Source organism: Mesobacillus sp. AQ2 (assembly GCF_030122805.1).
Lineage (GTDB): Bacteria > Bacillota > Bacilli > Bacillales > Cytobacillaceae > Mesobacillus > Mesobacillus oceanisediminis_A.
In genome coordinates this window covers 1,683,821-1,697,113 of sequence record NZ_CP126080.1, presented here as the reverse complement: position 1 = coordinate 1,697,113, position 13,293 = coordinate 1,683,821, and the positions used below count along the sequence as shown (strand labels likewise).

The 13,293-nt window shown below is 43.3% G+C and carries 16 protein-coding genes; 6 read left to right on the top strand and 10 right to left on the bottom strand.

Annotated features, from left to right (window positions below):
* The first annotated feature begins 115 nt into the window (after positions 1 to 115).
* On the top strand, positions 116 to 616 hold the full coding sequence (locus QNH36_RS08380) for a peptidyl-prolyl cis-trans isomerase (RefSeq protein WP_283905037.1): 501 nt from the start codon (positions 116 to 118) through the stop codon (positions 614 to 616).
* Positions 617 to 706: 90 nt separating this feature from the next.
* Here QNH36_RS08380 and QNH36_RS08375 read toward each other — a convergent pair whose 3' ends face one another.
* The gene (locus tag QNH36_RS08375; RefSeq protein WP_144474747.1) at positions 707 to 2,047 is read right to left on the bottom strand and encodes a PhoH family protein; all 1,341 of its coding nucleotides are present in this window, start codon (positions 2,045 to 2,047) and stop codon (positions 707 to 709) included.
* Between the two features lie 182 nt (positions 2,048 to 2,229).
* On the opposite strand from QNH36_RS08375, the gene QNH36_RS08370 reads away from it, so the two are divergent.
* Complete coding sequence (locus tag QNH36_RS08370) at positions 2,230 to 2,817, top strand: YhcN/YlaJ family sporulation lipoprotein (RefSeq protein ID WP_144474746.1); 588 nt, start codon at positions 2,230 to 2,232, stop codon at positions 2,815 to 2,817.
* Positions 2,818 to 2,843: 26 nt separating this feature from the next.
* On the opposite strand, the gene QNH36_RS08365 is transcribed toward QNH36_RS08370, so the two are convergent.
* Positions 2,844 to 3,299, bottom strand: coding sequence for a pyridoxamine 5'-phosphate oxidase family protein (locus tag QNH36_RS08365; protein WP_144474745.1), 456 nt, complete (start codon positions 3,297 to 3,299; stop codon positions 2,844 to 2,846).
* 156 nt (positions 3,300 to 3,455) lie between these two features.
* On the opposite strand from QNH36_RS08365, the gene QNH36_RS08360 reads away from it, so the two are divergent.
* Positions 3,456 to 3,656, top strand: coding sequence for a YlaI family protein (locus QNH36_RS08360; RefSeq protein WP_144474744.1), 201 nt, complete (start codon positions 3,456 to 3,458; stop codon positions 3,654 to 3,656).
* Between the two features lie 937 nt (positions 3,657 to 4,593).
* Here QNH36_RS08360 and QNH36_RS08355 read toward each other — a convergent pair.
* From QNH36_RS08355 to typA, 3 genes are read right to left on the bottom strand one after another with little or no spacing between them, the layout of a single operon-like run.
* A complete protein-coding gene (locus QNH36_RS08355) occupies positions 4,594 to 4,887 on the bottom strand; it encodes a hypothetical protein (protein ID WP_251542152.1) in 294 nt (97 codons plus the stop codon).
* An 11-nt stretch (positions 4,888 to 4,898) separates the two neighbouring features.
* Entirely contained in the window at positions 4,899 to 5,213 is a 315-nt protein-coding gene (locus QNH36_RS08350; RefSeq protein ID WP_144474742.1) for a YlaH-like family protein, read from the bottom strand.
* 19 nt (positions 5,214 to 5,232) lie between these two features.
* Entirely contained in the window at positions 5,233 to 7,068 is a 1,836-nt protein-coding gene (typA, locus tag QNH36_RS08345) for a translational GTPase TypA (RefSeq protein WP_251542166.1), read from the bottom strand.
* A gap of 153 nt (positions 7,069 to 7,221) precedes the next feature.
* Between typA and QNH36_RS08340 the strand changes: the two genes are divergently transcribed.
* The gene (locus QNH36_RS08340; protein WP_144474740.1) at positions 7,222 to 7,407 is read left to right on the top strand and encodes a DUF5325 family protein; all 186 of its coding nucleotides are present in this window, start codon (positions 7,222 to 7,224) and stop codon (positions 7,405 to 7,407) included.
* 35 nt (positions 7,408 to 7,442) lie between these two features.
* Here QNH36_RS08340 and QNH36_RS08335 read toward each other — a convergent pair whose 3' ends face one another.
* The 3 genes from QNH36_RS08335 to QNH36_RS08325 all read right to left on the bottom strand — a co-directional run bounded on the left by QNH36_RS08335 (position 7,443) and on the right by QNH36_RS08325 (position 9,147).
* The gene (locus QNH36_RS08335) at positions 7,443 to 7,904 is read right to left on the bottom strand and encodes a GNAT family N-acetyltransferase (protein WP_251542170.1); all 462 of its coding nucleotides are present in this window, start codon (positions 7,902 to 7,904) and stop codon (positions 7,443 to 7,445) included.
* Positions 7,898 to 8,701, bottom strand: coding sequence for an inositol monophosphatase family protein (locus tag QNH36_RS08330; protein WP_144474738.1), 804 nt, complete (start codon positions 8,699 to 8,701; stop codon positions 7,898 to 7,900). The genes QNH36_RS08335 and QNH36_RS08330 overlap by 7 nt, the downstream gene beginning before the upstream one ends.
* A 251-nt stretch (positions 8,702 to 8,952) precedes the next feature.
* Complete coding sequence (locus QNH36_RS08325; RefSeq protein ID WP_144474737.1) at positions 8,953 to 9,147, bottom strand: hypothetical protein; 195 nt, start codon at positions 9,145 to 9,147, stop codon at positions 8,953 to 8,955.
* Between the two features lie 166 nt (positions 9,148 to 9,313).
* On the opposite strand from QNH36_RS08325, the gene QNH36_RS08320 reads away from it, so the two are divergent.
* Complete coding sequence (locus QNH36_RS08320; RefSeq protein WP_251542172.1) at positions 9,314 to 9,934, top strand: YktB family protein; 621 nt, start codon at positions 9,314 to 9,316, stop codon at positions 9,932 to 9,934.
* Positions 9,935 to 10,227: 293 nt separating this feature from the next.
* Here QNH36_RS08320 and QNH36_RS08315 read toward each other — a convergent pair whose 3' ends face one another.
* The gene (locus QNH36_RS08315) at positions 10,228 to 10,518 is read right to left on the bottom strand and encodes a UPF0223 family protein (protein ID WP_251542174.1); all 291 of its coding nucleotides are present in this window, start codon (positions 10,516 to 10,518) and stop codon (positions 10,228 to 10,230) included.
* Between the two features lie 109 nt (positions 10,519 to 10,627).
* Positions 10,628 to 11,587: an NAD(P)H-dependent flavin oxidoreductase gene (locus tag QNH36_RS08310; RefSeq protein ID WP_251542176.1), complete on the bottom strand. Its 960-nt coding sequence runs from the start codon at positions 11,585 to 11,587 to the stop codon at positions 10,628 to 10,630.
* Between the two features lie 220 nt (positions 11,588 to 11,807).
* Here QNH36_RS08310 and QNH36_RS08305 point away from each other — a divergent pair, with 220 nt between their 5' ends.
* Positions 11,808 to 13,277, top strand: a complete 1,470-nt coding sequence (locus QNH36_RS08305) for an aminotransferase class I/II-fold pyridoxal phosphate-dependent enzyme (RefSeq protein WP_144474733.1) — start codon at positions 11,808 to 11,810, stop codon at positions 13,275 to 13,277.
* Positions 13,278 to 13,293 lie beyond the last annotated feature (16 nt).

The following is a 13,293-nucleotide window of genomic DNA, read 5'->3' as shown; positions in this document are numbered from 1 at the left end:
GAATATTAAGGATGCAGAATTAATTGGTTATTGCAATTGGGATAGCTTGAATGACATTACTTCCAAATATCGCTATACTTATTAAATAACATATAAAACAAAGGCGGGAGAAATTATGGAAACTATCATCCCAATTAAAGGAAAAGTTAAATATAAAATCACCTTGGACTCTGGCGTATGGATTTTTGATGACAGAAAAGTGGATTTGAATACATATTTCAATGATGAGAAGGAAAGCGAAGATCATCTTGAAGAATATACAAAGTCGGTATCCAAGCATTGGGACCGCGAAATCATGGAAGGTGCTGTTTATCCGCCGACACTCAAGACTGAAGTGAAATTCGAGAAAGAAAAAGTCCTTACAGGTACATTCGGAATTCCTTTTAAACCATTTCTTGATAATGCTGAACCCGAGCAAGATGCAAAAAAAATTGTCATTGAATACGGTGAAAACAACCAAGCAGTAATTCCTCTTGAACAGGCAGCAGAAATCATACTCGGTTTTTCAAAGGACGGAAAGCCATTAAGGGAAGACGGACCATTGCATGTATACTACAAGGATGGCCCCAATAAGGAACAGCCAATCAAAAATGTAACCGGATTTACTGTCGAATGATATGTAAGATACACGAACGGGCATCCAGCAGGGTGCCCGTTATATTTTTGCTGTAATGCTGACTTTCGCTGCAGGATTTTACAAATGCCTTTACTTTAAGATGTCTGCAGCCAGCTGGGCGAGTGGTGATCTTTCTCCTTTCACGAGCTGTACATGCCCGGAAATCTGCTGATCCTTGAATTTCTCTACAACATAAGTCAATCCGTTATTATAAGCATCCAGATACGGATGGTCGATTTGATCAGGGTCGCCCATCAGGACGATTTTGCTCCTTTCCCCTACCCTTGTGAGGATTGTTTTCACCTCATGTTTGGTCAAGTTCTGGGCTTCATCAATGATGATGAATTGATCCGGGATACTTCTTCCCCTAATATACGTCAATGCTTCGACCTCGATTGAGCCCATTCCCGCCAGGATGGCATCAAGCTCTCCCGGTTTTTTCGTATTGAACAGAAACTCGAGGTTATCATAGATTGGCTGCATCCACGGCCTGAGCTTTTCCTGTTTTTCGCCCGGCAAAAAGCCGAGATCCTTTCCGACAGGTACAATTGGCCGTGCGACAAGCAGCTTCTTAAATATATTCAAATCTTCCGTCTGGAGTAAACCGGTTGCTAAAGCAAGCAATGTTTTACCCGTTCCCGCACGGCCGATCAGTGTGATTAAAGGCATGTCTTGCCGTAAAAGCAATTCCATGGCCATGATTTGCTGAACATTTCTCGGCCGGATTCCCCAGGTATGTTTCCCCTCATGCTCGAATACAAGTTTTTTTACTTTTTTCTTCTTTGTATCGACCATTGCGATGGCCGATGCCGAACTGCCAAGAATGTCCTTCATGATTACAAATTGATTGGGATAAAAAAAGTTTTGTCCCTTTAATTCAGAGAAATCCAGTTCCCCTTTTTCATAAAAACGGTTAAGCACCTCAATTTCAAGATATATTTCAGCATAGCCGGAATAAAGATGATTCATTTCCACAACCCTATCGCTTAGGAAGTCCTCAGCGATCAGTCCTATCGCATCTGCTTTTACGCGGACCAATGCGTCTTTACTGACCAGGATTACCGGGCGCCCGTCTTCCTTTGTTTCTTCTTCAAGACTGAGGTTTTTTGCCACTGCCAGAATGCGGTTGTCATTAGTTTTTTCAACGAAGATTTCCTGAAGCTGATGGAATGAACGATGGTTTAACTCAATCCTGAGTGTCCCCCCGCCTTCCAGATTGATTTTCTCATGCAGTTTCCCTGTTTCCCTCATTCCGTCTATAAGCCTTGAAACCTGGCGTGCATTACGCCCAATTTCATCCATATACCTTTTCTTTGAATCCACTTCCTCCAGAACTACAGCAGGTATGACAACTTCATTGTCTTGAAAGGAAAAGATTGCGTGCGGATCCTGTAATAAGACGTTTGTATCCAGTACATATATTTTACTCAAATTGATGCCTCCCGCCTTCTTGATCTCGGCTCTGGCCAACTTGGCAGCCTTGGCCGGGACTTTGGTAAAATATATGACTTTCTGAATAAAGATAGAAGATATTTTGCACAATAACCTTTGAGCATTTCTTTTTTTATATAACGATTGATGGTTTTTATAGAATAAATATCCGGAGGGATTTAATGATGATAAGATTGGTTGCTGCTATCTCGTTTATTTTTCTATTGACTGCATGTACTGGACAAAACAGCGCAAATGATAATGACAAAAACCATAAGGTCAAGGTGCAGAATAGTACGATTCAAGGGGTCGACCGCCAATCCGGACAGAAAATTTCCCGTCATCTGGTGAATTTGACAACACATATTCCGAATGTTGATGATGCTGCAGCGGTAGTGATTGGCCGTTATGCTATTGTCGGAATCGACGTAAACGATAACATGGAGCGATCCGAAGTAGATACAGTTAAATATACAGTCGCCGAGGCTCTAAAAAAAGATCCGCATGGTGCCAATGCCGTAGTCGTGGCAGATCCGGATATTACTGCAAGGTTAAAGGAAATCGGAAAGGATATCCAAAATGGACAGCCTATCGTAGGAATCCTGAATGAGCTGGCGGATATAACAGGAAGGGTCATGCCCGAGGTTCCGGCAGACATGATCGAACCGCAAACGGAGAGTCCGACGGAGGATCCAAAAAAGAATCTAAATCAGGGTGAGAAAAGACAGCTGGAGAAAGATCAGGAGCAACAGTCGAACTATCATAAATAGGGCGCAAAAAAAGCTTAGTCAATTGACTAAGCTTTTCTCATGGCATCCATTACTTGCTTATCGAGACGCGCTGCGGCGTCCTTATCATATGTCTTGTCATATTGAGGTTCTGCAACAATTTTCGAACCATAAAACATGACGTCCCGGACTTCGCTGATTCTGATTTCAACTAACGCCAGCTTTAACGGTACCCCTTCAAGCTTTTCCTGCTTGACACTTGCCGTTCCGCTGATTGAATATGTAGATTCATTAGCAATCAGATTGATGACTGCCTTGTCATTGCTTTTAATGTTCTCGATGATTCGAGAGCGGTTATCTACCGCGAAATAAATGATCTCTTCGTCTTTAGCAAGCACCCATGATATTGCGCTGACATTTGGTCCGCCGGTCTCATGATCCACTGTCGCCAAGGTGACAAAACGCTCTTTTTGAAGTTCATCAACCAATGGTTTAATTAGCTTTGGTTCCACTTGATTTGCCATATTCACCCTCCTTAAACTATCATAATAGTACTACGAACCGTTATTTTGGGGCAAATCAAACGATTCCCCTTTTTCCGGCTTTAAACAATGATATACTATAATATAATCCAAACTCAAATTGTCTATGTAAGCTAATTATTGATAAGAGGTGCAAGTATGAGAGTCAAATGTGTATTATGCGACAAAATCGAAAATATAAACAGCGATACCCTTCAGGCGAAAAGGCTCCGAAACCGCCCGATCCATACATATATGTGTGAAGCATGCAATGAGCGGATTGCCGAAAAAACAAACAACCGGATTGCGACCGGGAATTTCAAACTTTATCGCAGCCGTGTTGAGAAAGATGACTGGTGATTAGTGATTGATATTTAAATGGTGCCTTCAAAGATTAAGTTTTGGTCTGGTACTGACAGCTTTTTTAGCTTGTGACTTAACCTGTCTTAATTCAGACGGTATTTTGACAGGTTTTAGGCCTCATTGCTCGAACCTGTCAAAATTAAAAGCTTTTTTTGACAACTTTCAGGCTTCATGGCTCGTACCTGTCAAAATCAAGAGAGTTTTTTGACAGCTTTTATGCTTCATGGCTCAAACCGGTCAAAATCAAGAGGGTTTCTTGACAGCTTTTCCGCCTCACCCCTCGAACCTGTCAAAATCAAGAGGGTTTTTTGACAGCTTTCCCGCCTCGTCCCTTGAACCTGTCAAAATCACGAGGGTTTCTTGACAACTTTTCCGCCTCACCCCTCGAACCTGTCAAAATCACGAGGTTTTTTTGACAACTTTTCCGCCTCGTCCCTTGAACCTGTCAAAATCACGAGGGTTTTTTGACAGCTTTTCCGCCTCGGCCCTCGAACCTGTCAAAATCACGAGGGTTTCTTGACAACTTTTCCGCCTCACCCCTCAAACCTGTCAAAATCAAGAGGGTTTCTTGACAACTTTCCCGCCTCACCCCTCAAACCTGTCAAAATCAAGAGGGTTTCTTGACAGCTTTTCCGCCTCACCCCTCGAACCTGTCAAAATCACGAGGGTTTTTTGACAGCTTTCCCGCCTCGGCCCTTGAACCTGTCAAAATCACGAGGGTTTCTTGACAACTTTTCCGCCTCACCCCTCAAACCTGTCAAAATCAAGAGGGTTTTTTGACAACTTTTCCGCCTCATACCATAAACCTGTCTGAATCCAGGGCTTTTTTTTGACAGCCTTCGGTTGCTTTCACGTCGAACCTGTCTGAATCCAATTCCCACTTAGAAATGCCAATTCCTAATATAAAAAATCCGCCCATCGCTGGGCGGATTTTTTAGTCTTCTTCTGGATAGTTCACGTATTTGTCTGGTTCCTGCCTGATTTGGTCTAGCATGACTTCTATCAGGTCTCGCGGGAATCGGTATTCTTTTGAGTTACCTTCCTGCACGACCGTGACATAATACATCAATGCGTCCCGTTTTAGTTCTTTTGATTCAACTTTATGTTCATCTGCAAGAATTTGCTCGAACAATTGAGTTGTATCTGCTGCTGCTGTATCTTCTGGCCGGGCGTCGCTGACGATTTTAATGGTCAGCCAATTATAAATTGCATCCTGGAGTGACTTCATTTCCCCAACTCCTATTTGACATTTGCTTCTGCTTTTTTATGCTGGCGCAGCCTGAGCTTGTAAATGATCAGGATGAGTGCAGCGACCACAAGCCCTTCCGCGATGGGAAGGAAAATAGCAAGGAAGGTCAGGACTGTAGAGCCCAGTAATAGAAATACATAGATGATGATACTCTTCAGCACTGGCAGCTTCTGTGCAAATCCTAGTTTGTAGACCAGGATGCTCAAAGCGGCAATTGTGAGATACAGCATCCACATACCAACCGTCGGATTCTCATCTACCCTGAATAATGCTGCAAAAAATGATAATCTCTGGCTTACATCCATACTTCTTCCCCCTACTTAATTAAGCCTCAGCAAATTTCTTCTTTTTAGCCTGTCTTTCACGCTCGTTCTTATCAAGAATCTTCTTGCGGAGTCTGATCGATTCTGGTGTTACTTCGCAATACTCATCATCGTTCAAGTATTCTAATGATTCTTCAAGAGTCATGATTCTTGGTTTCTTGATGACAGAAGTCTGGTCCTTATTTGCAGAACGAATATTCGTTGCTGCCTTTACCTTCGTGATATTTACAGTGATATCATTTTCACGAGTGTGCTCGCCGACAATCATGCCTTCATAAATTTCAGTACCTGGCTCAACGAAGATCGTTCCTCGGTCTTCTACCTGCATGATACCATAAGTTGATGACTTTCCGGATTCCATTGAAACCAGAACGCCCTGGCGGCGTCCGCCTACCTGGCCTTGAAGCATTGGCTGATAGCTGTCGAATGTATGGTTAATGATACCATACCCGCGAGTCAATGTTAAAAATTCTGTTGTGTATCCGATAAGTCCGCGTGCTGGTACGTTGAAGATCAATCGAACCTGGCCGCTTCCGTTGTTAATCATATCGAGCATTTCACCTTTACGAGCACCGATAGATTCCATGATTGAACCAGTATGTTCTTCAGGAACATCGATTTGAACGCGTTCAACCGGTTCACATCTTACTCCATCAATTTCCCTTACAATAACTTCAGGTTTAGAAACTTGAAGCTCATAGCCTTCGCGGCGCATGTTTTCGATCAAAATAGACAAGTGGAGTTCCCCACGGCCTGAAACGATCCAGGCATCTGGTGAATCAGTATTGTCTACTCTTAGACTTACGTCAGTTTGAAGCTGTGCACGAAGTCTTTCTTCGATTTTCCTCGCAGTCAGGTATTTACCCTCACGGCCTGCGAATGGGCTGTTGTTGACCAGGAATGTCATTTGAAGTGTCGGCTCATCAATACGTAAAACCGGCAGCGGATCCTGGTTATCGAATGGACATACAGTTTCACCGACATTGATGTCTTCCATACCAGATAAAGCAATTAGGTCACCCGCATATGCTTCCTGTATTTCCTGGCGCTTCAGTCCGAAGAATCCAAAGATCTTTGTTACCCTGAATTGTTTTACTGAACCGTCAAGCTTCATTAATGCTACCTGCTGGCCAACCTTCATTGTTCCACGGAATACACGGCCGATACCGATTCTGCCAACATAATCATTATAGTCAAGAAGAGCAACCTGGAATTGAAGAGGCTCTTCACGGTTATCAATTGGTGCAGGAATATGGTCAATGATTGACTCGTACAATACCTGCATGTTTTCATCCTGTTTTTCTGGATCCAAGCTTGCAGTTCCGTTGATACCAGATGCGTATACAACAGGGAACTCAAGCTGATCTTCATCTGCACCAAGTTCGATGAATAAGTCAAGGACTTCATCAACAACCTCAGAAGGGCGAGCAAAGTCGCGGTCAATCTTATTAACCACAACGATTGGTGTTAAATGCTGTTCAAGAGCCTTCTTTAAAACAAAGCGTGTTTGCGGCATGCAGCCTTCATAAGCATCTACAACCAGCAATACGCCGTCAACCATTTTCATGATACGCTCAACCTCGCCGCCAAAGTCAGCATGGCCTGGAGTATCAAGAATATTAATTCGTGTATCTTTATAAGAAATAGCTGTATTTTTCGCGAGGATTGTAATTCCTCGTTCTCTTTCCAAATCGTTTGAATCCATTGCGCGCTCTTCCACATGTTCATTGATACGGAATGTGCCTGATTGCTTCAGAAGCTGGTCAACCAAAGTCGTTTTACCGTGGTCAACGTGGGCAATGATCGCTATATTTCTAATATCTTCTCTTAATTTCAAAAAAGTCACCCTGCCTTTAATATCGTAATTTATCTTTTGGCTTTTTACACAACTTACATATTATAACACAATTAGAGTAGAAACCTAAAAGCATTTTAATGTACAATTAAATATATTATTATTTTCACCAAATGTCGAATGGGAGGAATCAACTTGAAGCAGATAAAATGGCCATTATTATTTTTCGCATTTGCAGCCGCTTCATGCATGATCGGCATCGGTATCGCCATCGGTGAACGAAGTGCTGCCGGCGCTATCGCATGTATCATCGCCCTTGTGTTTGTTATGGGATTCGGTTTTAAGAAAAAAAAGAAGATGAGAGAAGCAGGAGAGCTTTAATTTGAAAAATAAAACCGGCTGGAATTTCCAGCCGGTCATCCAAGAGGGCGGACCATGATCAAAAAGGTCTCGCCCTCATTTTCTTCTGTTTTGAATTGTTCAAAACCGCAATCCGTCAAAAAGTTGGACCATTCATATTCATCAATTGGAACAGCGGCAAACAGAGCCTTGTGCCCGCTTGCCTTAAATTCAGCTGAAAGCCTGTCCATGATGGACGAAGCAATTCCTCTCCGCCGTTCATCTGCTTTTACCAGGATCGTACCCAGCCATGGCTTTTGATTGGAAGGAGCATATTCCAGATGGTAGGTAACAGAAACAGGTATGCCCCCTTTTTCCCAGACTCTCCATTCACCAGACAGCCTCTCATATTGCTTCAGGTAGCCAGGCAGATCCAGATCTTTCAATTCATTTTCCATCCATTTCCGGCTCGATTCCGCAAGTTCCTGTAAAAAGCCTGAATCTGAACTTAAAAATGGACGCCAGGCGAGGTTCACCATTTTCCATCCTTAAGATAGTTTCGTAAAATATCACCATGCAGGCCAGGTTTCGAAACAAACAAGGAGTTCTGCTTCAGCATATCAAATTCTTTTCCCCTGAGATCCGTCGCCTCTCCGCCAAGCTCCTTGATCATGATGATTCCCGCTGCAATATCCCATGGTGCCAGCCTTGGTGTCATATAAGCATCGATCCTGCCGGTAGCGACATAGACCATTTCCATTGCCGCTGAACCATAAGACCGTGTTCCTCTTACATCTTTAACGAGAGGAATCAGCAATTGATGGTCGATCCGCTTATTTGGAGCGACCCAGGTAGCATTAAGGGCGATGATTGATTCACTGACCTTCGCTTCCGTAAGTTTAGGAATCGACTTTTCGTTTAAATATACTCCATTGCCCTTTATGCAATGGTACAGTTCATCATGTACGACATCATAAATGAGACCGATCATTCCTTCACCATCAATATAAATCCCTATGGAGATCGCGAAGTTCCGCTGCTGATGGACAAAATTCATCGTTCCATCAATTGGGTCTATAATCCATACTACTCCTGATAGTCCGGTTACTTCATCCCCATAGCCTTCTTCACCCATGATTTTATGGTCAGGGTACGTCCCTTTGATTTTTTTTATGAAATATTGCTCTGTCGCTTGGTCTATATCCGTAACAAGATCATTCGGATTGGATTTCGAGGTCACATTCAATGTGTTTGGGAACGAAGCCCTGATATTCTCTCCGGCCTCTTTCACCCATTTTTTCGCATATGTATCCATTTCTTTCAGGTTATAGTTCATTCAGTTTTCCCCCGTTCCAATATTTTTTACTATTTGAGGAATCTACCTTAGCTTATCGGATTTCCTTCATTCCCATCAAGTATTAGGATTTCCCTTGTCAAGTGGATAACATGCAAGACTCGGAACGTTGTTCGGAAACATAAGAAACGAACTCCATCTGCATTACAGGAGTTCGTCATGGGTCTTGATTGCCGCAGTATTCCGTTTGTTTAAGCATTCGCCGACTTCTTCTTTCAATTTACGTTTCCTGCTTACAAAGCCTTTAAACGTAATAGTTCCTGTCGGATTCTTTCAAGCTTCTGTTTGCATTCTTTCATTTTCGGTTTATCTGAGTCAGTCATTGCATCGAAAAGGGTGGCTAATTCATAATCCATTTCCAATCGCAGTACAGCCGTTCTCTGCAGTTCGCCATTTTTCTTTCTCGTTGAATTTATAAGTTGTTTCATTTATTTACACTCCTCTATTAAATTCTATTTTTTATCCATTGTATGAAGTTCCAACTGCCTGTGGTACAAATATGTGCGTTTACCCAGGTCTCCGAAAAGGCCTGCCGCTTCTATTTTCCATAAGCTTTTGCTACAATATTTGACAAAGTACTAGGAGGTTTTTATATTGTCATTTCAAGGATTCGAAAAAGCAGATTTCGATGTTTTTAAAATTGACGGTCTCGATGAACGAATGGAGGCCTTAAAATCCCAGATCCGCCCCAAGCTGGAACAACTGGGCCATCACTTCGCCCCAACGCTTTCAAATATTGCCGGCGAGGAAATGCATTATCATGTCGCCAAACATGCCAGGAGAACGAAGAACCCACCTAAGGATACTTGGGTCGCTTTTGCCAGCAATCCAAGAGGATATAAAATGCTGCCACATTTCCAGATTGGCCTCTGGGAAACTCATGTCTTCATCTGGTTCGCCGTAATTTACGAAGCACCTGAAAAGGAATCAATCGGGAAAAAACTTGAAAAGGATCTTGATTCAATTTTTGCCCGTACTCCCAAAAACTTCTTTTGGTCAGGCGATCATATGAAGCCAGAAGCCACTATGCATGGTGAGCTTTCCAAAGAAGATCTTCTGTCGATGTTCAAGCGTCTCCAAACTGTTAAAAAAGCTGAAATCCTTTGCGGATTGAACATTCCTCGCGAGGAAGCCGTCAAGCTAAGCGGTGAAGAAATGCTTTCGAAAATAGAGTTTGTATTTAAAGAAACATTACCCCTATATAAAATGGCTTAAACCATGAAATACGTAGGCGACTGCCCTATTCCGACAAGCGCTGGAGGGCCTGACAGTGAAGTCGTTCTTTGACTTCATTGGCAGGACCGAAGCCGAAAAGTATAGCCGACTGTCCAGAAACGCAGAAACTGGAGACTCCGACAAAGAAGCGCTTTTTGCTTCTGCCGGCGGAGTTGAAGTTTCGGAGTTTCTAGGAGGTGCCACTAGACAAGCGTCTCGAGGAATTAGGAGCCGGAGCTGGACAATAAGAAAGAGCCCATTTTTACTTGGGCTCTTTCTTTGATTTCAACAGATTATCTTTTAGCCTTTTTCGGAGCGACTTTAATCTTTTCGCCGGTCCCTGTTTGTTTGATTTCTTTTACTGCCTGGTAAGAAACATACCCGCTTACTTCTTCAAATTCATTGAAGAGTGTCTTTTCCTCAGCTTTTCCCGGAACAATCTCTTTAAAGCGTCTATAAGCCTGAAGCAGAGTGTCGCGATCGATCCCTTTTTCATGAGCTTTTTCAATGCACTCGTAAAAATGGATGACATCGACAATTTCATCGGTCGACCATGTGTAGTCTATTGGATATTGGTATTCCATCTGTGCTCACCTGCTTTTTTTGCTGTGCGCAGGAAAACTTCCCTTTGCACCCTTATTATGTTAATCGATTGTACCTTTATTTATCAGTGAGCGCAAGCATGGCGGAGCTTTATCTTCCCCAGGATGTTCTGATTGCCTCTGCTTCTTTAATGATCCTTTCGAAAAGCTCAGCGACTGTAGGTGAGTCTTTGATCAATCCCATAACCTGTCCGGCCCAGCCAAAACCGTTTTCCTGGTCTCCTTCATAAATATATTTGCGGTTTGCCGTTCCGCTGATCAGCTCCTTCAGGGCATCATATCCTCCGCCTTGCTTCTCTATTTCCAGAATCTTTTCTGTCAATGGATTGGCAATCGCCCTTGCTGGCATGCCCAGTGTTCTTTTTATCACAGCCGTGTCATTCTCTGTTCCTTCAATCAGTTTTTGTTTGTACAGCTCGTTCGCATGGACACATTCTTTTGTTGCAATGAAGCGGGTTCCCATTTCAATCCCCTGCGCGCCCAGGCTTAATGCAGCCATCAAACCTCTTCCATCACCAATTCCCCCTGAGGCAATAACCGGGATGCTGACGGCATCGACTACAGATGGAATCAGCACCATCGTGCCAATGTCGCTCTTCCCAAGATGCCCGCCGCCTTCCTGACCGACTACCATGACTGCATCAGCACCGAGTTCCTCTGCTTTCTGTGCTTGCCTTTTGGCTGCAACCAGGACGAGCTTTTTACTGTCGGTCCCTTTTAATTGTTCAAAAATTGGTGCCGGGTTGCCCCCTGTCATTGAGATAACTGGTACACCTTCATCGATGGCTACATCCAGGAAATGTGAGAATGGCCTTCCATGCTGTCCGATGGCAAAATTGACCCCAAATGGCCTGTCAGTGAGTTTCCTGACTTTATGTATCTCATTTCTCAGTGCATCAGGGTCAGGAAGTGACATGGCAGTGATCTGTCCCAATCCTCCTGCATTCGATACCGCCGCAGCAAGCTCAGAATAAGCAAGATAAGCGAGTCCTCCCTGGATAATCGGGTATTGTATTCCTAATAGGTTCGTTACTTCAGTATTCCAGTTCATATTCCCTCTCCTTCATATGCTTGTTTCATTACTACTTCTATTATAGGAGGCAGAATTCCTGTTTTCTTTAAGCAAGATTACCGTATTCCTTGTATTTTGAAATTCTTTGCAAACACCTTGATTAGTGCTATAATGCATGTGTTTTATTTTTTTAAAAGCTGATCAATAATCATAACCTATAAAAAGGAAATCCAATACAATAAAGAGGTGTGATCATCCATTGTCACAATACGAAACACCACTATTTACTAGCCTGTTGAAGCACGCAGAAAAGAATCCGATCCAGTTTCATATACCTGGACATAAAAAAGGCAGCGGGATTGACCCTGAGTTCCGCGAGTTCATCGGCGATAATGCCTTGTCGATTGACTTGATCAATATCGGCCCCCTTGACGATCTTCATTCACCAAAAGGGATCATCAAGCAGGCACAGGAGCTGGCAGCTGAAGCTTTCGGCGCGGACCATACTTTCTTTTCAGTACAGGGGACAAGCGGCGCAATCATGACCATGATCATGACTGTATGCGGACCTGGAGATAAAATCATCGTTCCGCGGAACGTGCACAAATCAATCATGTCCGCAATCGTTTTTTCCGGTGCCATTCCAATTTTCATCCATCCAGAGATCGATAAAAAATTGGGTATTTCTCACGGTATTTCAACTGACTCTGTTGAAAAGGCTCTAGAGCAGCATCCAGATGCAAAAGGCTTGCTGGTAATTAATCCAACATACTTCGGCTTTGCTGCCGATTTAAAGAAGATTGTGGAGATTGCTCATTCATATGATGTTCCCGTACTTGTGGATGAAGCGCATGGTGTCCACATTCATTTCCATGAGGATCTCCCGCTATCCGCCATGCAGGCAGGTGCCGATATGGCTGCAACCAGCGTGCACAAGCTTGGCGGTTCGATGACCCAAAGCTCTATCCTGAATGTTAAAGAAGGCCTGGTTTCAGCAAAGCGTGTCCAATCAATCATCAGCATGCTGACGACCACCTCTACTTCCTATTTGCTGCTTGCATCATTAGATACGGCGCGGAGAAGGCTTGCTACCGAAGGAATGGACATTATTGACAGGACAATCAAATTGGCTCAATGGATTCGCAGGCAGGTAAACGAAATCGAACATCTTTACTGTCCTGGTGAAGACCTGCTTGGTACAAACGCGACATATGATTTTGATCCAACGAAAGTTCTCATCAGCATCAAGGATCTGAATATCACAGGATACGAGGTCGAAAAATGGCTTCGCGAAAAATACAATATCGAAGTTGAACTCTCAGACTTGTATAATATCCTGTGCATCATCACGCCTGGTGACACCCAGAAAGAAGCTGATATTCTTGTAAAGGCATTGGGTGAGCTCTCAAAGGAATTCCATCATCTAGCTGAAAAAGTCCATGCCGAGGTCATGCTGCCTGATATTCCATTATTGGCTTTGACACCTAGAGATGCTTTTTACGCTGATACAGAGGTTGTTCCTGTCGAGGAATCAGAAGGACGAATCATTGCCGAATTCGTGATGGTATATCCTCCAGGAATACCGATTTTCATTCCTGGCGAAATCATCACCAAAGAAAACCTTGTTTATATCAAGACCAATATGGAAGCTGGCCTTCCTGTACAAGGACCTGAGGATGATGAACTTAAATCATTCCGAGTGATCAAGGAACACAAAGCGATCAGATAAAAAAGAAGGGCATGCA